Source organism: Pseudomonas sp. ABa2 (genome assembly GCF_056676075.1).
In genome coordinates, this window is record NZ_CM155239.1 from 1,321,043 (window position 1) to 1,342,313 (window position 21,271).

Annotated in this window: 13 protein-coding genes; 7 read left to right on the plus strand and 6 right to left on the minus strand. The window is 68.8% G+C overall.

Features of this window, described 5'->3' with window-relative positions:
* The first annotated feature begins 59 nt into the window (after positions 1-59).
* Entirely contained in the window at positions 60-554 is a 495-nt protein-coding gene (locus AC1G9C_RS06370; protein ID WP_021444933.1) for a phosphate-starvation-inducible protein PsiE, read from the plus strand.
* A 241-nt stretch (positions 555-795) separates the two neighbouring features.
* On the opposite strand, the gene AC1G9C_RS06375 is transcribed toward AC1G9C_RS06370, so the two are convergent.
* Together AC1G9C_RS06375 and AC1G9C_RS06380 are read right to left on the minus strand one after the other, a co-directional pair.
* Positions 796-3,426, minus strand: a complete 2,631-nt coding sequence (locus AC1G9C_RS06375; protein ID WP_480409724.1) for a DEAD/DEAH box helicase — start codon at positions 3,424-3,426, stop codon at positions 796-798.
* 127 nt (positions 3,427-3,553) lie between these two features.
* Positions 3,554-4,429 carry a helix-turn-helix domain-containing protein gene (locus tag AC1G9C_RS06380; RefSeq protein ID WP_480409725.1) on the minus strand — a complete coding sequence of 292 codons (876 nt, stop codon included), beginning with the start codon at positions 4,427-4,429 and terminating at the stop codon, positions 3,554-3,556.
* A gap of 179 nt (positions 4,430-4,608) precedes the next feature.
* On the opposite strand from AC1G9C_RS06380, the gene bglX reads away from it, so the two are divergent.
* The 4 genes from bglX to AC1G9C_RS06400 all read left to right on the plus strand — a co-directional run bounded on the left by bglX (position 4,609) and on the right by AC1G9C_RS06400 (position 11,971).
* Positions 4,609-6,900, plus strand: coding sequence for a beta-glucosidase BglX (gene bglX / locus AC1G9C_RS06385; protein WP_480409726.1), 2,292 nt, complete (start codon positions 4,609-4,611; stop codon positions 6,898-6,900).
* 234 nt (positions 6,901-7,134) lie between these two features.
* Positions 7,135-8,694 (plus strand): glucan biosynthesis protein G, encoded by a 1,560-nt coding sequence (locus AC1G9C_RS06390; protein ID WP_480409727.1) that lies wholly within the window; start codon positions 7,135-7,137, stop codon positions 8,692-8,694.
* Positions 8,687-11,233, plus strand: a complete 2,547-nt coding sequence (mdoH, locus tag AC1G9C_RS06395) for a glucans biosynthesis glucosyltransferase MdoH (protein ID WP_480409728.1) — start codon at positions 8,687-8,689, stop codon at positions 11,231-11,233. Before AC1G9C_RS06390 ends, mdoH begins: the two co-directional genes overlap by 8 nt.
* Positions 11,234-11,431: 198 nt before the next feature.
* Positions 11,432-11,971 carry a cytochrome b gene (locus AC1G9C_RS06400; protein ID WP_480409729.1) on the plus strand — a complete coding sequence of 180 codons (540 nt, stop codon included), beginning with the start codon at positions 11,432-11,434 and terminating at the stop codon, positions 11,969-11,971.
* Between the two features lie 66 nt (positions 11,972-12,037).
* On the opposite strand, the gene AC1G9C_RS06405 is transcribed toward AC1G9C_RS06400, so the two are convergent.
* Together AC1G9C_RS06405 and AC1G9C_RS06410 are read right to left on the minus strand one after the other, a co-directional pair.
* Positions 12,038-12,244 carry a hypothetical protein gene (locus AC1G9C_RS06405; protein ID WP_480409730.1) on the minus strand — a complete coding sequence of 69 codons (207 nt, stop codon included), beginning with the start codon at positions 12,242-12,244 and terminating at the stop codon, positions 12,038-12,040.
* A 153-nt stretch (positions 12,245-12,397) separates the two neighbouring features.
* Positions 12,398-14,284 (minus strand): UvrD-helicase domain-containing protein, encoded by a 1,887-nt coding sequence (locus tag AC1G9C_RS06410; RefSeq protein ID WP_480409731.1) that lies wholly within the window; start codon positions 14,282-14,284, stop codon positions 12,398-12,400.
* 150 nt (positions 14,285-14,434) lie between these two features.
* Between AC1G9C_RS06410 and AC1G9C_RS06415 the strand changes: the two genes are divergently transcribed.
* Positions 14,435-15,331 (plus strand): DMT family transporter, encoded by an 897-nt coding sequence (locus AC1G9C_RS06415; RefSeq protein WP_480409732.1) that lies wholly within the window; start codon positions 14,435-14,437, stop codon positions 15,329-15,331.
* A 39-nt stretch (positions 15,332-15,370) separates the two neighbouring features.
* On the opposite strand, the gene AC1G9C_RS06420 is transcribed toward AC1G9C_RS06415, so the two are convergent.
* Complete coding sequence (locus tag AC1G9C_RS06420; RefSeq protein WP_480409733.1) at positions 15,371-17,491, minus strand: TonB-dependent receptor; 2,121 nt, start codon at positions 17,489-17,491, stop codon at positions 15,371-15,373.
* 139 nt (positions 17,492-17,630) lie between these two features.
* A complete protein-coding gene (gene mnmC, locus AC1G9C_RS06425) occupies positions 17,631-19,592 on the minus strand; it encodes a bifunctional tRNA (5-methylaminomethyl-2-thiouridine)(34)-methyltransferase MnmC2/FAD-dependent 5-carboxymethylaminomethyl-2-thiouridine(34) oxidoreductase MnmC1 (RefSeq protein WP_480409734.1) in 1,962 nt (653 codons plus the stop codon).
* Positions 19,593-19,697: 105 nt separating this feature from the next.
* On the opposite strand from mnmC, the gene pap reads away from it, so the two are divergent.
* Positions 19,698-21,185 (plus strand): polyphosphate:AMP phosphotransferase, encoded by a 1,488-nt coding sequence (pap, locus tag AC1G9C_RS06430; RefSeq protein WP_021443382.1) that lies wholly within the window; start codon positions 19,698-19,700, stop codon positions 21,183-21,185.
* The last annotated feature ends 86 nt before the right edge of the window (positions 21,186-21,271 follow it).

A 21,271-nucleotide genomic window follows, 5' to 3' on the forward strand; every position in this document is an offset into this window, starting at 1 on the left:
GGCGAGCCGCCATTTCGGTGGCTCGGGTCGTCATGTCGGGTCTTGGGGGAGAAGTACGGATGAATTGGGCGGAACGTCTGCGCGCGGGCATGCATGGCCTGGCCGAGTCCTTGGGCAACCTGCTGATGGAGGCCTTCCACTACCTGGCGCTGTTCGCCATCGGCGCGATCACCGCCTGGGGCGGGGTGATGACCTTTATCGGCATGCTCGACAACGGCCAGATCACGGTGGACGACATCCTGCTGTTGTTCATCTACCTGGAATTGGCGGCGATGGTGGGGATCTACTTCAAGACCAACCACATGCCGATCCGCTTCATGATCTATGTGGCCATCACCGCGCTGACCCGCCTGCTGATCTCCGACATCTCGCACAACCACAAGCCGGACTGGGGCGTGGTGATGGTGTCCGGCGCCATCCTGCTGCTGGCCCTGGCGATTCTGGTGGTGCGCTATGCCTCGGCCCGCTACCCGGCGGTGGCCGCCCCGGCGGCGCGCGGCAAGGCGCGCAACCGCGCCGATGCCGAAGCCGAGCGCGACGATACCTCCGATTGAGGCGTAGGGTGGATCAGGCTCTTTGCATCCACCTATGCCGGCGCCATGGTGGATCGATAAAGCGTGATCCACCCTGCGACGACAAGGGCCAGGGCCTTTAGCAGGCTGTTGAAAAACTACCTGCGTTGCCATTGCTGCGTTAAAAACAGGCTCAAAATGCTCATTTACAGCTCGTAAACTCCGCTTTTTCGCCTGTTTTTGCCTTGCACTGGCTGCCTCGCCTACGTTTTTCAACGGCCTGCTAGTCGAGCGGGGCGAACAGCGCCGCCAGGTCGGCCTCGTTCAGCTGCCACTGGCCCTGGCTGCCGCCCTCCAGCACGCCCTGGGCCAGGCTGGCCTTGGCCTGCTGCAGCTGCTGGATCTTCTCTTCGACGCTGCCGCGGGCGATCAGCTTGTAGACGAACACCGGCTTGTCCTGGCCGATGCGGTAGGCGCGGTCGCTGGCCTGGGCCTCGGCAGCCGGGTTCCACCAGGGGTCGAAGTGGATCACGGTGTCGGCGGCGGTCAGATTGAGGCCGCTGCCGCCGGCCTTGAGGCTGATCAGGAATACCGGGAACTCCCCGGCCTGGAAGCGCTGCACCGGCGTGCGCCGGTCCTGGGTGCTGCCGGTGAGCTTGGCGTAGGCGATCTGCCGCGCCGCCAGTTCCGTCTCGATCAGCGCCAGCATCGAGGTGAACTGGGAGAACAGCAGCACCCGACGACCCTCGTCCACCAGTTCCTCGAGCATCTCCAGCAGGGCGCTGAGCTTGCCCGAGTCGGCGGCGCTCAGCTCGGCCGCGCCGTCGCCCAGCAGGCGCAGGTCGCAGCAGCTCTGGCGCAGGCGCAGCAGCGCCTTGAGGATGACGATATGGCTGCGCGCCAGGCCCTGGCGGGCGATCTCCGCGCGCACCTTCTGATCCATCGCCAGGCGCAGGGTCTCGTAGCGGTCGCGCTGCAGCTGGGTCAGCTCGACCCAGTGGGTGATCTCGGTCTTCGGCGGCAGCTCGCGGGCCACCTGTTCCTTGTTGCGGCGCAGCAGGAAGGGGCGGATGCGCCCGACCAGGTGGGCCAGGCGCTGGGCGTCGCCGCGTTTCTCGATCGGCGTGCGGTAGTCGCGGGTAAAGGCCTTGGCGTCGCCCAGCCAGCCGGGCATGAGGAAGTGGAACAGCGACCACAGCTCGCCCAGGTGGTTTTCCAGCGGCGTGCCGGTCAGGCACAGGCGCAGCTCGGCGCGCACCTGGCCGGCGGCGGTGGCCGCCTTGCTGCGCGGGTTCTTGATGTTCTGCGCCTCGTCGAGAATCAGCAGGCGATAGGCATGCCGGTTCAGCGCCTTGAGGTCGCGCGGCAGCAGGGCGTAGGTAGTGAGGATCAGGTCGTGCGCTTCGATCTCCTCGAACAGCGCGCGGCGCCTGGCGCCGTGCAGGGCCAGCACGCGCAGCTCGGGGGCGAAGCGCGCGGCCTCGTCCTGCCAGTTGGGAATCAGGCTGGTGGGCATGACGATCAGCGCCGGCTGGCTCAGGCGCCCGGCCTGCTTCTCGCAGAGGATATGCGCCAGGGTCTGCAGGGTCTTGCCCAGACCCATGTCGTCGGCCAGCACGCCGCCGACGCGCAGCTCGGCCAGGGTCTGCATCCAGTTCAGGCCCTGCAGTTGGTAGGGCCGCAGCTCGGCGCGCAAGCCCTCGGGTGCGACCACCTCGCGGCTCTGCAGTTGCTGCAGGCGCTGGGCGAAGCCGCGCAGTTCGTCGCCGCCCTGCCAACTGAGTGCCGGGCCGGCGGCCAGCTCGGCCAGGCGCGCGGCGTCGGCGCGGCCCAGGCGCAGGCGGCCTACATCCTCGCCTGGGTCGCGGAAATACAGCTCGCCGAGGGTGGCCAGCAGCGGCTTCAAGCGGGCGAAGGGCAGGGCGATGCGCTTGCCGCCCTGCGGCAGGCTGACCAGCAGGCGGTCCTCGTCGGCGCGCTGGGCCAGCGTCTCGGGGGCCAGCAGCCAGGGCGTACGGCGGATGGCCTGGAGCAGGATCGGCAGCAGGCTCAGGCGCTGCCCCTCCACCTCGATGCCCAGCTCCAGGTCGAACCAGTTCTGCTGCGGGTCTTCCTCGACCTCGGCGTACCAGTCGTCGACCTCCGCCAGGTTGTACTGGAAGTCCGGGCGCATGTGGATCTGCCAGCCCTCGGCGCGCAGCTGCGGCAGCTGCTGCTGGACGAAATCCAGCCAGTCGCGCTCGCTGTCCAGCTCGAACGGCTCGCCGGCCTCGGCCGGCAGCGCCTCGCTCTGCCGTAGTGCCACCTGCAGGCCGAGGCCTTCCAGGCGTTTGCGCAGCGCCGCTTCCGCTTGCGCGTCGCGGATCAGGCGCAGGTTGGTGTCGGCATCGAGGCGCTTGACCAGGTCCTTGGCCGGCTTGCCGAACACCCGGTGCCCGGCGTAATCGAAGGCCAGCGCGGCGCGGTGCTGGGTCTGCTCCTGCATGCGCCCCTTGCGCGCGTCGAAATGCACGCGCACCTGGCTGCCGAGGCTCAGTTGCGGGGTCGGGGCGATGCCTTCGAGGCGCTGCTCGGCCACTTCCTTGGTCGCCACGATGATCTCGGACAGATCGCCGCCGCCGCGCTGCTGCGCCTCCAGGGTGAGCAGGGCGGCGACCACGTGCTTGCAGTTGAAGCCCACCGGGCAGTTGCAGTGGCCGGTGACGCTCCAGCGGCGACCATAGGGGTGCAGGGTAATGCGCTGCTGGTAGGTGTGCCCGGCCGCGCCGCGGCAGCTGGCCAGCAGGCTGTTGTCCTTGAGGCTGAGCAGCTTGCTGCGCTTTTCCTCGGCGTAGGCGATGCCGCGGCGCAGGTCGCCGGCGCCGAACTCGGAGCGCCAGTCCTCCTGGCGCAGCTGGTGAATATCCAGGGGCATCAGCGAAACCCCGGGGACGCAGGTGATAGGCGCATGACTCGGCCGCGGCAATGCAAAGCCGCAGATTTTCGCACAGCCGCGGCGCGATTAGCAGACGCCGCGAGGCGATTGCCGACGTGCAGTCGGCTTAGGGCTCGAAGGCGGCGCGGTACTGCCCCGGCGTCGCGCCCAGGGCCTGGCGGAAGCGATTGCTGAAGTGGCTGGCGCTGGCGAAGCCGCAGGCCAGGGCGACCTCGCCCAGCGGCAGCGCCGACTGGCGCAGCAAGTGGCAGGCGCGCGCCAGGCGCCGGGCCAGCACGTAGCGGTGCGGCGGCAGGCCGAAGCTGGCCTGGAACATGCGCGCGAAGTGGTATTCCGACAGCGCACAGAGCGCGGCCAGCTGGCCCAGCGGCAGCGGTTCGGTCAGGTGTTGTTCGATAAAGTCGCGCAGGCGTTTGCGCAGGGCAGGGGCCAGGCCGCCCTTCAGGCGCAGGCCCTGGCGCAGGCCGACCTGGGTGAGCAGGGCGTGGTCGAGCAGCTCGTGGGCCAGGCTGCTGGCCAGCAGGCGCTCGCCCGGCTCCCTCCAGTCGAGTGCGCACAGCCGGCGAAAGCGCGCGGCCTGCGCGGCGTCGTCGAGAAAGGTCGCTTCCTCCAGCTGCAGGCTGCGCGGTTCGCGATCGAGCAGGGCGACCGCGCCGAGGGCGAAGCGCTCCTGGTCTACATAGAGGTGGGCCAGCTGGATCTCGCCGTTGATGATCCAGGCCGACTGGTGCTCGGCCGGCAGGATGCACAGCTTGTCCGGTGCGCCCTTGGCGCCCGGCCGCTCGCGGCGGAAGGTGCCGGTGCCGCCGGCGAGGTAGCAGGACAGGGTGTGATGGCTGGGCGCCAGGTAGTCGCGGGCGTCGTGGGCATTGCTCCAGCGCGCCACCGCCAGGCCGTGGCCCAGCTCGGCGAGGGCGTGCAGGCGCGCATTGGCCGAGCGGCTCATGCTCTGAAATACCTGCAAGTGATCGAGTTGCGCCATCGCCGTCCCCCTGATGCCGCCATGCTACGCCGCCGCTGCCGCCTCGCCAGCCCCCGGGGGAGAAAAAGCGCAACTTTGTGCAAGCGCGAAATTTTTCCCCGCCCCCGGCGCGCGCCGCGCGGAGTCGGAGTATCGTGGCGACAATTTTGCCCAGCCCTCGTGCCCGGATGCCGACCTCGATGAAACGCCTGCGCCACCTGCTGTTTGCCACCCTGATCGCCGCTCCCGGCCTGCTCCTCGCGGCGCCGCCGGTGGCCGAGCGCGACGTGCTGATCAGCGAGCTGATCGCGCGCATGAGCCTGCAGGAGAAGATCGGCCAGCTGCGCCTGATCAGCATCGGCGGCGACATGAGCGCCGAGCGCATCCGCGAGGAGATCGCCGCCGGGCGCATCGGCGGCACCTTCAACTCGGTGACCCGCCAGGACAACCGGCCCATGCAGCAGGCCGCGCTGCGCAGCCGCCTGGGCATCCCGCTGTTCTTCGCCTACGACGTGATCCACGGCCATCGCACCACCTTTCCCATCGGCCTCGGTCTGGCCTCCAGTTGGGACCTCGAGGCCATCGAGAACAGCGCCCGCATCGCGGCGCTGGAGGCCAGTGCCGACGGCCTGGACATGACCTTCGCGCCCACCGTGGACATTTCCCGCGACCCGCGCTGGGGGCGCACCTCCGAAGGCTTCGGCGAGGACCCGCAGCTGGTCTCGCAGATCGCCGCACGCATGGTGCGCGGCTTCCAGGGCACCGCGCCGAGCGATCCGCAGCGCATCATGGCCAGCGTCAAGCACTTCGCCCTGTACGGCGCGGTGGAGGGCGGGCGCGACTACAACGTGGTCGACATGAGCCCGCTGCGCATGCACCAGGACTACCTGCCGCCCTACCGCGCGGCGTTGGAGGCCGGCGCCGGCGGGGTGATGGTGGCGCTCAACGCGATCAACGGCGTGCCGGCATCGGCCAACAGCTGGCTGCTGCGCGACCTGCTGCGTCGCGACTGGGGCTTTCGCGGCGTGGTGCTGAGCGACCACGGCGCCATCTCCGAGCTGATCCGCCACGGCGTCGCCGCCGACGGCCGCGAGGCCGCGCGCCTGGCGCTCAAGGCCGGTATCGGCATGAGCATGGCCGACAGCCTCTACCTCGAGGAGCTGCCCGGCCTGGTGCGCAGCGGCGAGGTGGACGAGGCGCTGCTCGACGAGGCGGTGGCCGCGGTGCTGGGCGCCAAGTACGACCTCGGCCTGTTCCACGATCCGTTCCGGCGCATCGGCCGCGCCGCCGACGATCCCGCCGAGGTCTACGCCGAAAACCGTCTGCACCGCGCCGCGGCGCGGGCGATGGCGCGCGACGCCCTGGTGCTGCTGGAAAACCGCGACGCCACCCTGCCGCTGCGCAAGGACAGGCGCATCGCCTTGATCGGCCCGCTGGCCGACTCCCAGGTGGACATGCTCGGCAGCTGGTCGGCGGCCGGCCGCGCCGAACAGGCGGTGACCCTGCGCCAGGGCATGGCGGCCGCGCTCGGCGGCCAGGGCCAGCTGCTGTACGCGCGCGGCGCCAACGTCACCGACGATGCGCGGGTGGTCGAGTACCTCAACCACCTCAACTGGGACCGCCCGGAGGTGGTGCAGGACGCGCGCAGCCCCGCGGCCATGCTCGACGAGGCGGTGCGCGTGGCGCAGCAGGCCGACGTTATAGTCGCCGCGGTGGGCGAGGCCCGCGGCATGTCGCACGAGTCCTCCAGCCGCACCCGCCTGGACCTGCCGGACAGCCAGCAGGCCCTGCTGCGCGCGCTCAAGGCCACCGGCAAGCCGCTGGTGCTGGTGCTGATGAACGGCCGGCCGCTGTCCCTGGGCTGGGAGCAGGCCAACGCCGACGCCATACTCGAGACCTGGTACAGCGGCATCGAGGGCGGCCACGCCATCGCCGACGTGCTGTTCGGCGCGCACAACCCGGCGGGCAAGCTGCCGATCTCCTTCCCGCGCTCGGTGGGGCAGATCCCCACCTACTACAACCACCTGCGCCTGGGCCGGCCGTACGGCGGGGATCCCGGCAACTACACCTCGCAGTACTTCGAGGAGCGCAACGGCCCGCTCTATCCGTTCGGCTACGGCCTGAGCTACAGCGAGTTCTCGCTGTCGCCGCCGCGGCTGTCCGCCGAGCGCCTGCGCCCGGGCGAGAAGATCCAGGTCAGCGTCACCCTGCACAACCGCGGCCCGCGCGCCGGCGCCACGGTGGTGCAGCTGTATCTGCACGACGAGGCCGCCTCGGTGATCCGCCCGGTCAAGGAACTCAAGGATTTTCGCAGGGTCAAGCTGGAAGCAGGCGAGGCGCGCGAGCTGAGCTTCGAGATCGACGAGGGCATGTTGCGTTTCTTCGATGCCGAGCTGCGTCACATCAGCGAACCGGGGACGTTCCGCGTGCAGCTCGGGCTGGATTCGGCCACTGTGCAGGAGGCGCGCTTCGAGCTGCTGCCGCGCGACTGAGCGGGTGCTGCGGGCAGGCGAAAATATAGCTGTGCGGGCCCCTGTGCCGGATACCGCGATCTGGTGATAATGCGCAGAAAAAACGCGCATGCAGGGGCGCCGCCGTCCGGTTGGCCGTCTGCACGGCGCTCGCGTTGTCTTTGCATCATTCGCCTGATTTCAATTTCCGTGCAGCGGCGCCCCGTGGGGCGGCCGCTGCCCGTCAATCCGTGTCGCCCCGGAGGCCCTGTGTCAATGAGTCGTTGTTCTGCAACCCGTCTGGGCAAGGCCGGCAAGCTGGCCCTCTGGGCGGTTCCCCTGCTGTTCGCCGCCCACAGCTGGGCGTTCGATCTGGACGATGTGGCGGTCAAGGCCAAGGCCCTGGCCGCCGAGGGTTACAACGCGCCGCAGAGCAATCTGCCGGGGGCGCTGCGCGAGCTGGCCTTCGCCGACTATCAGAAGCTGCGCTTTCGCGAGGACCAGGCGCACTGGCGCGACGGCAAGACGCCGTTCCAGCTGTATTTCTTCCACCAGGGCATGCACTTCGACCTGCCGGTGAAGATCAACGAAGTCACCGCCACGGGCGTGCGCGAGATTCGCTACGATCCGGCCATGTTCGACTTCGCCGATCTGCCGGTGCAGCCCGGCGAACTGGAGAACCTCGGTTTCGCCGGTTTCAAGGTGATCCACCCGCTGAACGCGGCGGACAAGCACGACGAGCTGATGAGCGTGCTCGGCGCCAGCTACTTCCGCGTCGTCGGCAAGGGCCAGGTCTACGGCCTGTCGGCACGCGGCCTGGCGATCGACACCGCATTGCCGTCCGGCGAGGAATTCCCGCGCTTCAGCGAGTTCTGGATCGAGCAACCGCAGGCCGACCGACGCAGCCTGGTGATCTACGCGCTGCTCGACTCGCCGCGCGCCACCGGCGCCTACCGCATGGAAATCAAGCCGGGCGCGGACAGCGTGCTCGACGTCGAGGCCAAGCTGTATCTGCGCGACTCGGTGGAGAAGCTCGGCATCGCGCCGCTGACCAGCATGTACCTGTTCGGCGCCAACCAGCCCTGGCCGCGGCCCAACTACCGGCCCGAGCTGCACGACTCCGACGGCCTGGCCATCCACGCCGGCAACGGCGAGTGGCTTTGGCGCCCGCTGAACAACCCGCAGCGGCTCAACGTCAGCAGCTACCGCATTGACAACCCGCGCGGCTTCGGCCTGCTCCAGCGCGGCCGCGACTTCGCCCAGTACCAGGATCTCGACGACCGTTACGAGCTGCGTCCCAGCGCCTGGGTCGAGACCCTCGGCGACTGGGGCCCGGGCCACGTCGAGCTGGTGGAGATTCCCACCCCCGACGAGACCAACGACAACATCGTCGCCCTGTGGCGCCCCGATACGCTGCCCGCGGTCGGCCAGCCGCTGGATATCGCCTACCGCCTGCACTTCAGTCGCGACGAGGCGGCGCTGCACGACCCGCAGCTGGCCTGGGTCAGCCAGACCCGGCTGTCGGAGGGCGACGTCAAGCAGGCCAACCTGATCCGCCAGCCCGACGGCAGCACCGCCCTGCTGGTGGATTTCGTCGGCCCGCGGCTGGCCAAGCGCAAGGCCGAGGCGCCGCCGACGGTGCAGGCCAGCGTCGACGGCAACGCCGAGCTGCTGGAAAACAGCCTGCGCTACAACCCGGTGAGCCGGGGTTGGCGCCTGACCCTGCGGGTCAAGATCAAGGACCCGGCGCAGCCGGTGGAAATGCGCGCCGCCCTGGTCGAGGACGGCAAACCCCTGTCGGAAACCTGGAGCTATCAGCTGCCTGCCCATGAATAACTCCCCTGACGCCACGCTGATCCAGCATTACCTCGACGAACTGCCGCTCGACCCCGAGCGCCAGCAGGCACTGGCGCGCCAACTCGAGCAGGGCGGCGACCTGGCCGCGTTGCACCACGCGCTGCAGACTCCGGAGCCGGCGCCGCCCGAGGCGCTCGGGGAAACCCGCGAACTGCTCGACTCGGTGCCGGCGCGCCTGGCGCTCGGCTGGCCGGATGCGCTCGAACGCGGCTGCCGCATCGTGCAGGATCACCAGGGCCGTCCCGCCATCGATTCCACCCCGCCGATCAAGCGTACGCGCATGGTGCCCGAGCCCTGGCAGACCAACATCCTGCAGCGCGGCTGGCGCCGCCTGAAGGGCGAGCAGCCGGCGCCGCGACCGCGTACCCGCGAGGCCGAGGATTTCAGCGAGGCGCACTGGCGCCACGTCGCCGCCGTGCGGCGCAGCGCGCTGCTGGTGCTGATGCTGGTGCAGACGGTGGTCGCCACCTGGTACATGAAGTCGGTGCTGCCCTACCAGGGCTGGTCGCTGGTCGACCTGGGCCTGGTGTTCGAGCAGCCCTGGCAGGAATCGGCGCGGCAGATCCTGCCGTATCTGGTGCAGACCAGCATCCTGGCGTTGTTCGCCCTGCTGTTCTGCTGGGTGTCGATGGGCTTCTGGACCGCGCTGATGGGCTTCTTCCAGTTGCTCAAGGGGCGCGACCGCTACAGCATCTCGGCCAGCAGCTGCGGCGACGAGCCGATCTCGCCGCGGGCGCGCACCGCGCTGGTCATGCCGATCGCCAACGAGCACGTGCCCAGGGTGTTCGCCGGCCTGCGCGCGACCTTCGAGTCGCTGCGCGAAACCGGCCAGCTCGATCACTTCGACTTCTTCATCCTCAGCGACAGCAACGACCCGGACATCTGCGTCGCCGAGCAGCAGGCCTGGCTGGAGCTGTGTCGCGAGGTGGAGGGCTTCGGCCAGATCTTCTACCGCCGTCGCCGGCGGCGGGTGAAGCGCAAGAGCGGCAACATCGACGACTTCTGCCGTCGCTGGGGCAGCAACTACCGCTACATGGTGGTGCTCGACGCCGACAGCGTGATGAGCGGTGAATGCCTGACCCGCCTGGTGCGCCTGATGGAGGCCAACCCCGGCGCCGGCATCATCCAGACCGCGCCCAAGGCCTCGGGCATGGACACCCTCTACGCGCGCCTGCAGCAGTTCGCCACCAGCGTCTACGGCCCGCTGTTTACCGCCGGGCTCAACTTCTGGCAGCTCGGCGAGTCGCATTACTGGGGGCACAACGCGATCATCCGGGTCAAACCCTTCATCGAGCACTGCGCCCTGGCGCCGCTGCCGGGCACCGGCGCCTTCGCCGGGGCGATCCTCTCCCACGACTTCGTCGAGGCCGCGCTGATGCGTCGCGCCGGCTGGGGCGTGTGGATCGCCTACGACCTGCCCGGCAGCTACGAAGAGCTGCCGCCGAACCTGCTCGACGAGCTCAAGCGCGACCGCCGCTGGTGCCAGGGCAACCTGATGAACTTCCGCCTGTTCCTGGTGCGCGGCATGCACGCGGTGCACCGGGTGGTGTTCCTCACCGGGGTCATGTCCTACCTGTCGGCGCCGCTGTGGCTGCTGTTTTTGCTGCTGTCCACCGGCCTGCTGGCGATCCACACGCTGATGGTGCCGGAGTATTTCCTGCAGCCCAACCAGCTCTACCCGCTGTGGCCGCGCTGGCAGCCGGAGGAGGCCATCGCGCTGTTCTCCGCGACCATGATCCTGCTGTTCTTGCCCAAGCTGCTCAGCGTGCTGCTGATCTGGATCCAGGGCGCCGAGGCCTATGGCGGGCGCCTGCGGGTGCTGCTGTCGATGCTGCTGGAGGCGTTCTGCTCGGTGCTGCTGGCGCCGGTGCGCATGCTGTTCCACAGCCTGTTCGTCACCGCCGCCTTCCTCGGCTGGTCGGTGCAGTGGAATTCGCCGCAGCGCGTCGACGACGCCACGCCCTGGAGCGAGGCGCTGCGCCGGCACGGCTCGCAGGTGCTGATCGGCGTCGCCTGGACCGCCCTGGTGGCCTGGCTCAACCCGGATTTTCTCTGGTGGCTGGCGCCCATCGTGGTGTCGTTGATCCTTTCGCCGCTGGTCTCGGTGCTGACCAGTCGTACCGCGCCGGGGCTGGCCACCCGCCGCGCCGGACTGTTCCTCATCCCCGAGGAACACCAGGTGCCGCGCGAGCTGCGCAGCACCGCCGAGTACGAACGGTTGAACAGTGCGCGGGCGCTGCAGCAGGGCTTCCTGCGCGCGGCGGTCGACCCGTTGTACAACGCCCTGGTCTGCGCCATGGCCCGGGCCCGCCACGCCAAGGTGGTGCCGGCGGCCGAGGCGCTGCGCGAGGCGCGCCTTGCGGAAATCCTCGCCGCCGGCCCGCATGGCAGCGTTGAGGCGACCCGCTGGCGGCTGCTCAACGACCCCGACGGCATGGCGCGCCTGCATGCGCGCATCTGGCAGGATGCCCGGCAGCAGGCCTGGCGAGACGCCCACGCCGCGCTGCGAGAGCGCTGAGCCGGCGCCCGGTGTGCCGGGCGTCGACACAGTTGTTTACATCTGGGCGCGGCCGGCGGCCCGTGACATGCGGCACCCTGTGCGCCGAACCGGGTCGGTAATGACTCCGGCTGCCGGCCTTGCTTGAGGTCAAGGCGCTGCGCCGGGTTGTTGCCTGAGGCTGTGTTCACCCGCTTCTGACATTCGAGAGGAACCACGATGTCGTCACTCCACGACTCTGCCCAGCACTACGGCCTGGTCAGCCGCATCCTGCACTGGGGCATGGCCGCCCTGTTGGGCTGGCAATTCTTCACCACCCTCGTTCACCTGCTGCTGGCGGAATCCAGCCTCGACGAATTCGCCTGGGCCACGCACAAGCCCACCGGCGTGCTGCTGATGGCGCTGGTGCTGGTTCGTCTGCTCTGGGCGCTGGCCAACCGCAGCCGGCGGCCGGCCTCGCTTAATGCCATGGCGCGGCTCGGTCACCTGGCGCTGTATGCGCTGATGCTGCTGGTGCCGCTGCTCGCGCTGCTGCGCCAGTACGGCTCCGGACGCCAGTTCAGCGTCTTCGGCATCGAACTGATGGCCGGTTTCAGCGGGCCGAAGACCGAATGGCTGATGGCCCCGGCCAACCTGCTGCACGGCAACCTCGGCTGGCTGCTGCTGGCGCTGATCCTCGGCCACGCGGCGATGGCCCTGGTTCATCGCCGCCAGGGCGAGGCAGACGTGCTGGGGCGGATGATCGGGCGGGCGCGCTGAGGCGCTATAGCCAATGTCTTACACGCGCCGGCGGCATTGGCCGCTGTCGCCACCCCGGCTGGCGCCTTAATCTACACCCATCCCCTGCAGCGACGGATCGCTGAGGATCAAGGACGATGACCAGGCCCGGATGGCCACCGACAGGATGTCGGATGGTTGGGAAGAAACCCGCTTCGGCGGGTTTTTTGTTGCCTGCCATCCATGGCGGCAACCCTTGGGGCCGTCGCAAGCGACGTCAAAAATCGTTCCTGACGATTTTTTGTTGTCAGCCATTTGACCGCCAGGGATGGCGGAAACGCCGGTTTTGCAGGAGCAGTAACCGGCCTTGGCGGCACGCCTCGGGGCCGTCACGGGCGGCGTCAGGAGCTGCTCCAGGCAATTCTTGCCTGCCGGCGAAAAAGTCCCGGCGCATTGCTCGGCGTCGGCTCAGCCGCCCTGAAGCGCGCGCGTCGCCCCCTGCGCCTTGCGCGTATACCAGAGCACCCGACTCACCCCGCGGGTGATGGCCACGTAGGCCAGGCGCAGGGCCTCGTCCTGCATGGCCTGATCGTAGCTGCCGGCGAAGAAGCCGCAGTGGGCGTAGAGGGCGTTGCGCAGCGGGTGTGGCTCCGCCGGCAGGCAGTCGTCGAGGATGATCGCCACCTCGGCCTGCAGGCCCTTGGCGCGGTGGATGGTCATGGTCTTGACCGGCAGTTGCTTGTCCAGCTGCGCGCGGATCTGCTGCAGCGGCTCGTTGCGCCGGCTCAGCAGCAGCACGGCGGTGCGGTCGGCGTTGGCGCGCGTGGCGACGTGGGCGCATTGCGCGCCGATGTCTGCGAGCAGGCGCGGCATGCCGCTGGCCAGCTCGAAACGCTGGATCAGCTTGACGCCGTGATCGCCCGGCTGCATGGCCTTGTGCGCGATGCTGGTCTTGTCCTGCTTGCGTGCCACGCCGGCCAGTACCCGTTCGCCGTCGCGGATCACCGCCTCGACGCTGCGGTAGTTGGTGCTCAGTAGCAGGGTGGTGCTCTTGCCGCGGCCCTTGCTGGGGAAGTGGCGGTCGAAGTCGATGAACAGCTCCGGCGAGCTGCCGCGCCAGCCGTAGATCGACTGCCAGTCGTCGCCGATGGCCATCAGGCTGAGCGTCTCGCCATGTCGGGCGAGTTCTCTGTGTACGGCTTGCAGCCACTGCAGGATCTGCGGCGAGATGTCCTGGAATTCGTCGATCAGCAGATGGCCGAGGGCGAGCAGAGCCTGGCCCGGTTTGCCGCCGTCCCGCTGCAGGCGCTCGCTCAGTCGCTGGAAGGCGCCGTTGAAGCTCATCAGCCCCTGGCGTTGCAGCAGGGCGTCGAAGTGCCCGTGGAACAGCTGCATGGCCTCGATGAAGTCGCGCTCGCGCGCGCCGCAGTCGAGCGCCTTGACGTCCAGACGGTCGAGACGCAGACCCAGGCTTTCGGCGAAACCGGCCTGACTGTGTAGCAGCTCGAACAGCGGCTGCGCGGCGAATTCGCCGGCCAGCTTGCAGGCGTCCAGCGGCGCCTTGGGCTTGCCCTGCGGCGGCTCCTGCGGCGCGGCTAGCCTGAGCAGGCGATGCACCAGGCTGCGAAAGCGCGCGTCCGCGGCATAGGCGCTCTGGTAGGCCTGCTTGAGCAGGCGCTGCTGCGCCGGACGCAGGCGGCCGCCGGCCAGCGGGTTGTCCGGTTCCTCGCCGGGTTCGTCGAGTTGCTCGAACCAGCGCGGGTTGCCCAGCTCTTCCTTGGCCAGCGTCGCCATCGCCGAGTGGAAGGTGCGCACGCACTGGCGCGTATCGTGCGGGTAGCGCCAGAAGTCCAGCAGCCGCTGCAGGCGTTCGCGCAGCTCGGCGCAGGAGGCGTTGGTGAAGGAAATCACCGTCAGCCGCGCCGGGTCGATATGCAGGTGGCAGAGCATGAACACCACGCGCAGTACCAGGGTGCTGGACTTGCCCGAGCCGGCGCCGGCGAAGATGCGCGTCAGCGGCGCGCGGCAGAGGATCATCGCCCATTGCTCGTCCGAGGGGGCGCCGATCAGCCCGGCGCGCACCGCCTCGGCGACGCGCTGGCGCATGGCCTGGATCTGCGCATCGTCCACCTTGAGCCTGGCAGCGGGGTAGATACCCGCGGGGCCGGGTTTGTCGGCCTTTTGCTGGCGCTTGCCGGCTTTGCCGCCGGCGGTTTTCTTCTTCGCCGGTTTACGTGCCGGCTGGCGCGGCTGGGCGGCCTCACGCTCGGCGCGCAGGTAAGCGGTGGTGCGGGGGAAGTAGCGGGCGAGGGCGCTGGACAGCAGTTTCTGGTAGCGCGCGACGGCGGACAGCATGCGGAGGGAATGACCTGATTGGCAAAGCCCGCATGATAAAGCCTGGGCGGCGATGGCAGGCAGTGATGGCGCAGGTTTAAAAGCGCAACTTTATGCAAGCGCGCCCCCGCGGGCTGGCCGCAGACTGGCGGCAGTCATGGGAGATGCTCGATGAATCTGTCGCTTTACCTGCTTACCGTGCTGATCTGGGGCACCACCTGGATCGCCATCAAGTTCCAGATGGGCGAGGTGGCCGTCGCCGCCTCCATCGCTTACCGCTTCGTCCTGGCCGCCGCGGTGCTGTTCGCCCTGCTCTGGCTCAGCGGGCGGCTGCAGGCGCTGGATCGGCGCGGCCAGGCGATCTGCCTGGTGCAGGGGCTGTGTCTGTTCTGCCTCAATTTCCTCTGCTTCTACACCGCCAGCCAGTGGATACCCAGCGGCCTGGTGGCGGTGATCTTCTCCACCGCCACCTTGTGGAACGCGCTCAACGCGCGACTGTTCTTCCGGCAGCGGATCGCCGCCAACGTGCTGCTCGGCGGCGCGCTGGGGCTGGCCGGCCTGGGGCTGCTGTTCTGGCCGGAGTTGGCCGGCCACGAAACCAGCCGCGAGAGCCTGCTGGGCATCGGCCTGGCGCTGCTCGGCACGCTGTTCTTCTCCGCCGGCAACATGCTTTCCAGCCTGCAGCAGAAGGCGGGGCTCAAGCCACTGACCACCAATGCCTGGGGCATGCTCTATGGCGCGCTGATGCTGGTGGGCATCTGCCTGGTCAGCGGTACGCCGTTCGCCTTCGAATGGAACGCGCGCTATATCGGCTCGCTGCTGTACCTGGCGATTCCCGGCTCGGTGATCGGCTTCACCGCCTACCTGACCCTGGTCGGGCGCATGGGGCCCGAGCGCGCGGCCTACTGCACCGTGCTGTTCCCGGTGGTGGCGCTGAATATCTCGGTGTTCGTCGAGGGCTACCAGTGGACGGCCCCGGCGCTGCTGGGCCTGGCGCTGGTGATGGCGGGCAACGTGTTGGTGTTTCGCAAACCCAAGGCGGTGCTGACAGCGGCGCGCACCGCCTGAGTCAGCGACGGCCGCCTGGCGCGGCCGTCGGGGGGCGACTCAGAAGTCGAGCTGATAGCCGAGGGTGAAGGTGCGACCACGGCCGGCGAAGTACTGGTCGTTGCGGGTGCTGGCCGCCTGCGCGTAGTAGGTCATGTAGTCGCGGTTGAGCAGGTTCTCCACGCCCAGGCTGGCTTCGCCCACCGGCAGGCGGTAGCCGACCGAGGCATCCACCAGGCTGTAGCCGTCGAAGTCCAGGCCGGGGGTGTCGAAGCTGCGGCTGGCATAGTGGTTGGCCTGCACCCGGGTGTTGAGCTTGTCGCTCCACTTGGCCTGCCAGCTCATGCCGTAGCGGTCGGGGGCGATATTGGCGCCGTCCAGATCGGTGTCCACCTTGCCGTCGCCGTCGGTGTCCGACTGGCCGTTGAGCTTGGCGTAGCTGGCCTGCAGACGATGCACGGCGTCGATCTGCCAGCCGGCGCTGGCCTCGATGCCGTCGATCTCGGTGCGTTCGCGACGCACCTGATACACGCCGCCGACGCTCTCCAGGCGCGAGCCGAGGTCGGAGTCGGATTCGAAGTAGCTGATTTCGGCATCGAAGGGGCCATGGTTCAGGCGCAGGCCGATCTCGCGGTTGTCGGTGACGATCGGCTGCAGGTCGAGGAAGCTGTCCACGCTCAGGCCGGGCTGGTTGATGCCACGCAGCACGCGGCCAACGTCGGGCATGCCGAAGCCTTCCGAGTAGTTGGCGAACACCTGCGCCCAGTCGCTGGCCTGGAACACCAGGCCGACGTTGTACAGGGTTTCCTCGAAGTCCGGCTCGCCGCCCTCGACGGATACGCCGCCCGGCGGCGTGGTGGTGGAGGCGATGGTGCGGAACGGATCGACCTCCAGCTTGGCGAACTCGTGGCGCACCCCGCCGTGCAGGGTCAGGCGCTCGTGGGCACGCACCTCGGCCTGGAGGAAGGGCGCGAGGTTGTTGAACACGGTTTCCGGCACCCACTCGCGGTCGGTGGCAATCAGCATCTGGCTGGTGGTGTCCTGCAGGAAGTCCAGGCCGCCGGTGAGCTTGAGCAGGCCATCGAACATGTCGTCGCGGCTCAGCGAGAGCTTGCCGCCGTATTTGTCCGACTCGTTCTGCGACTGGTCGAACAGGGTGCCGACCGGGGCGATGGCCGGGTCCTGGAAGCTGGGCAGGATGTTGCCGCCGTAGCGGGCGCGGAAGCGCTGGCTGTACAGCTGGGCGGTGAACTGGTTGCCGGCCAGGTCGGCATTGCTGTAGGTCAGGCTGGTGGCCAGCACCTCGTTCTGCGGCGCCTTGCCCGGCGGCTGGCCCTTGCGCGAGGTGGTCGGCACATCGGCGGCGCGGTTGCCGGGCACGTTGACGTAGTCGTGCTCGCCCTCGAGCTGGAAGCGGTTGACCATCAGTTCGAGGTTCTGCTCGGCGTCGAACCAGTAGCCGAGCTTGACCAGCAGGTCGCTGCTGGTGGAATCCATGATGTCGCCCTGGGTGTCGTCGACGCCGATCAGCTCGCCGTCGGCGTCGTAGAACATGCCCCGGGTCTGGCCGCTGATGGCGGCCAGGTAGTCCCAACTGCCCTGGTTGCCTTCGACGCGGTAGTCCAGCTTGTAGCCCAGGCCGTCGCCATCGAAGTCGTCGCCCGCCTCCAGGCTGATGCCGGCGTGCTGCCTGAGGCTGCCGCCCTGTGGCCGGCGGGTGACGTAGTTGATGATGCCGCCGGTGGCGCCCAGGCCATGCTCGGCGCTGGCGCCGTGGATCACCTCGATGCGCTCGACCATCGCCAGGTCGATGGTGTAGCCGTCGCGGCCGCCGGCCCGCAGCGGCGTGGACTGCGGCACGCCGTCGATCATCACCAGCGCGGCGCGGCCGCGGAAGGTCTCGCCGGCGTTGCTCAGCTTCTGCCGGCTCGGCGAATAGGAGGGAATCAGGTTGCTCAGCACCTGGCCGTGGTCGCTGGTGATCGCCAGTTGCTGCTCGATCTGCTCGCGGCTGATGACGGTGATCTTCTGCGGCGTCTTGCCCACCTGGCTGTGGCCGCGGGTGGCGCTGATGGTCATGGCGTCCAGTTCGAGCTGTTGCTCGCGGTTATCTTCGGCCAGGGCGCTGCTGCCCAGGCAGGCGAGGCTGATGGCGAGGCAGAGGCGGGTCTTGCGGTGCATGCGACGGCTCCGATACGGCAGGAGGGATTAGAAATAGCCTGTAAAGATAATGTAAATACGAATTTGTTTCATTAGGTATTTTCGGCGAGCAGCCACCAGCCCCGCGACGCAGTGTCGCGGGAAGGTGCCAGGAAGGGACTTACTCGCCGCGGATCAGGCGGCGCAGCGCGAAGCGATTGGGGTGACAGGCCTCGGCCACCGCGCGCGGCAGCGGCAGGGGTTCGCCTTCCAGCCAGGCGGCGATCAGCTCGCCGGACAGCGGCGCGGTGATCAGCCCACGCGAGCCGTGGCCGCTGTTGACGTACAGGCCGGGCAGCCAGGGGCAGGGCGCCTGCGGCACCTGGCGGGCGTCCTTGGCCAGCACCGCGTAGCGTTCGGCGAAGGCCTCGGCATCGGCCAGCGGCCCGACTATGGGCAGGTAGTCCGGGCTGGTGCAGCGGAAGGCGGCGCGGCCTTCGAGCTGCGCCGGGTCGAGCTGGTCGGCCTGCAGGCGCTCGGCCAGATCGGTGGAAATGTCCTTGAGCAGCTCGAGGTTGCCGGCATGTTCGGCGACGCTCGGCGTCAGGTCGTCGCTGTGGAAGTCGAAGCTGGCGCCCAGGGTGTGCTCATTTGCGCGTGGCGGGGCGACGTAGCCGTCGGCGCAGACCACGGTGCGCAGGGCGCTGCTGGCCGAATTGGCCGGCAGGCGGCTGATCTGCCCGCGGATGCGCTTGAGCGGCAGGCCGGCGCTCTGTGCGAAGCGGCGGATTTCCGCAGCGGCAGCCAGCACCACCACCGGCGCGCGGGTCAGCTCCTGCTGGCCTGCCAGCACCTGCCACTGGTCGTCGTGGCGCCGCAGCTCCAGTGCCTCGCTGTGCGTCAGCAGGTCGATCGAAGGATGCGCGGCCAGCAGCCGGCATAGCGCCGGCGGGTGCACCCAGCCGGCGTCCGGGTAGAACAGGCCGCCGGCCGGCAGGCCGATGCCGGCCAGGGCCTCGGCCTGCTCGCGCGTCAGCGGCGTCAGCAGCTCGCTGGGAAAGGCCGCGGCCAGCTTGGCCTGACGCGCGGCTTCCTTGGCATCGAAGGCCAGTTGCAGCACGCCGCAGGCGTCCCAGTTGGCGCCGCGTTGCAGGCGTTCGAGCAGGCGTCGGGTGTGGCCGAAGCCGGCAACTATCAGTTGCGACAGCGCCGTACCGTGGGCCGAGAGCTTGAGGTAGAGCACCCCCTGCGGGTTGCCCGAGGCCTCGGCGGCCACCTCGCCGTGGCGTTCCAGCAGGCTTACCCGCCAGCCGCGTGCGGCCAGGCTGGCGGCCGTGGCACAGCCGGCCAGGCCGGCGCCGATCACCACCGCGTGTTTGTCCCGCGCCTGGTTCGCGGGGCGGGCGAACCAGGGGTTGGTCTCGTCTCCCGTGGCGCCGATGAAGCGCCCCTTGAGTACCTCCCATTTCTTGCCCAGGCCGGGTACACGTTTCATCCGGAAGCCGGCGTCGTTCAGCGCCCGGCGCACCACGCCGGCGCTGCTGAAGGTGCCCAGGGTCGCGCCGGGAGCGGACAGCCGCGCCAGTTCGGCGAACAGCTCGGGCGTCCACATCTGCGGGTTCTTCGCCGGGTTGAAGCCGTCGAGGAACCAGGCGTCGATGCGTGCATCCAGTTGCGCCAGCTGCTCCAACGCGTCGCCGATCAGCAGGGTCAAGGCGATGCGGCCATCGGCCAGCAGCAGGCGCTGGTAGCCGGGGTGAATGGCGCGGTACTGCACCAGCAATTGCTCGGCCTGGGGCGCCAGCTCCGGCCACAGGGCCAGGGCGCGCTGCAGGTCGGCCAGTTGCAGCGGGTACTTTTCCACGCTGACGAAGTGCAGGCGCGCACCGGCCGGCGCCTGCTGCTCGAACAGCTGCCAGGCGCAGAGGAAGTTCAGCCCGGTGCCGAAGCCGGTTTCGCCGATGCACAGGCACTCGCCGTCGCCGAGGGCGGCGAAGCGCGCCGCCAGGTCGTTGTTGGCGAGGAAGACGTAGCGGGTCTCTTCCAGGCCGTCTTGCTGGGAGAAGTAGACGTCGCCGAAGTGGCGCGACAGGGGCTGGCCGCGTTCGTCCCAGTCGAGCTGGGCGTGATGAGGTTCTGACATGGAGGGGTTCCGCTGGATCGTGCGGCGATTCTACCGCGCCGCGCCGACGGGCAAAGGCGGGCATCATCCGTTACGCTGTGGTGATAATTCCAGGGAGGTTGCCGCATGTTCGAATCCGCCGAAATCGGCCGCAGCATCGATAAAGCCAGGTTCGAAGCCGAAGAGCCGGCGCTGCGCGAGGCGCTGCTGGAGGCGCAGTACGAGTTGAAGCAGCAGGCGCGCTTTCCGGTGATCGTGCTGATCAACGGCATCGAGGGCGCCGGCAAGGGCGAGACGGTCAAGCTGCTCAACGAGTGGATGGACCCGCGGCTGATCCAGGTCAGCACCTTCGACGTGCAGACCGACGAGGAACTGGCCCGGCCGCCGGCCTGGCGCTACTGGCGTCAGCTGCCGCCGAAGGGGCGCATCGGCGTGTTCTTCGGCAACTGGTACAGCCAGATGCTTCAGGGCCGGGTGCATGGGCGCTTCAAGGACGCCGTGCTGGATCAGGCCATCGATGGCGCCGAGCGCCTGGAGCGCATGCTCTGCGACGAGGGCGCGCTGATCTTCAAGTTCTGGTTCCACCTGTCCAAGCAGCATATGAAGGCGCGCCTGGAGGCGCTCAAGGACGACCCGCTGCACAGCTGGCGCATCAGCCCGCTGGACTGGCAGCAGTCGAAGACCTACGACAAGTTCGTCCACTACGGCGAGCGTGTGCTGCGCCGCACCAGCCGCGACTACGCGCCCTGGTACGTGGTCGAGGGGGTCGATGAGTATTACCGCAGCCTGACCGTCGGGCGCATCCTCCTCGAGGGGCTGCAGGCGGCGCTGGCCAGCCAGCAGCGAGCGCAGCGCCAGCCGCATGCCGCGCCGCTGGTGTCGAGCCTGGACAGCAGCGCTCTGCTGGCCAGCCTGGACATGACCCAGGCGCTGGACAAGGACGACTACAAGGAGCAACTGACCGTCGAGCAGGCGCGTCTGTCCGGTTTGATGCGCGACAAACGCATGCGCAAGCACGCGCTGATCGCGGTGTTCGAGGGCTACGACGCGGCCGGCAAGGGCGGCGCCATACGCCGCGTTACCGGCGCGCTGGATCCGCGCCAGTACCGCATCGTGCCGGTGGCCGCGCCCACCGAGGAAGAGCGCGCCCAGCCCTACCTGTGGCGTTTCTGGCGGCATATCCCGGCGCGCGGCAAGTTCACCATCTTCGACCGCAGCTGGTATGGCCGGGTGCTGGTGGAGCGGGTCGAGGGGTACTGCAGCGAGGCCGACTGGCTGCGCGCCTACGGCGAGATCAACGACTTCGAGGAGCAACTGAGCGACGCCGGGGCGATCCTGGTCAAGTTCTGGCTGTCCATCGACCAGGACACTCAGCTGGCGCGCTTCCAGGAGCGTGAGCAGATCCCCTTCAAGCGTTTCAAGATCACCGAGGAAGACTGGCGCAACCGCGACAAGTGGCCGCAATACGCCGACGCGGTGGGCGACATGGTCGACCGCACCAGCACCGAGATCGCCCCCTGGACCCTGGTGGAAGCCAACGACAAGCGCTTTGCCCGGGTCAAGGTGCTGCGCACCATCAACCAGGCGATCGAGGCGGCCTTCGCCAAGGATTGAGGTGCATACGCCGGATCAATGATGGTCGCGCCCCGGGATCGGACGGATTTATCTTCGCCATATCCTCCATCCAATAACAACGAGGT

Coding starts and splice junctions, on each gene's coding strand:
- AC1G9C_RS06370 (WP_021444933.1), top strand. CDS start 60: ATGAATTGGGCGGAACGTCTGCGCGCGGGCATGCATGGCCTGGCCGAG.
- AC1G9C_RS06375 (WP_480409724.1), bottom strand. CDS start 3,426: ATGCCCCTGGATATTCACCAGCTGCGCCAGGAGGACTGGCGCTCCGAG.
- AC1G9C_RS06380 (WP_480409725.1), bottom strand. CDS start 4,429: ATGGCGCAACTCGATCACTTGCAGGTATTTCAGAGCATGAGCCGCTCG.
- bglX (WP_480409726.1), top strand. CDS start 4,609: ATGAAACGCCTGCGCCACCTGCTGTTTGCCACCCTGATCGCCGCTCCC.
- AC1G9C_RS06390 (WP_480409727.1), top strand. CDS start 7,135: ATGAGTCGTTGTTCTGCAACCCGTCTGGGCAAGGCCGGCAAGCTGGCC.
- mdoH (WP_480409728.1), top strand. CDS start 8,687: ATGAATAACTCCCCTGACGCCACGCTGATCCAGCATTACCTCGACGAA.
- AC1G9C_RS06400 (WP_480409729.1), top strand. CDS start 11,432: ATGTCGTCACTCCACGACTCTGCCCAGCACTACGGCCTGGTCAGCCGC.
- AC1G9C_RS06405 (WP_480409730.1), bottom strand. CDS start 12,244: ATGGCTGACAACAAAAAATCGTCAGGAACGATTTTTGACGTCGCTTGC.
- AC1G9C_RS06410 (WP_480409731.1), bottom strand. CDS start 14,284: ATGCTGTCCGCCGTCGCGCGCTACCAGAAACTGCTGTCCAGCGCCCTC.
- AC1G9C_RS06415 (WP_480409732.1), top strand. CDS start 14,435: ATGAATCTGTCGCTTTACCTGCTTACCGTGCTGATCTGGGGCACCACC.
- AC1G9C_RS06420 (WP_480409733.1), bottom strand. CDS start 17,491: ATGCACCGCAAGACCCGCCTCTGCCTCGCCATCAGCCTCGCCTGCCTG.
- mnmC (WP_480409734.1), bottom strand. CDS start 19,592: ATGTCAGAACCTCATCACGCCCAGCTCGACTGGGACGAACGCGGCCAG.
- pap (WP_021443382.1), top strand. CDS start 19,698: ATGTTCGAATCCGCCGAAATCGGCCGCAGCATCGATAAAGCCAGGTTC.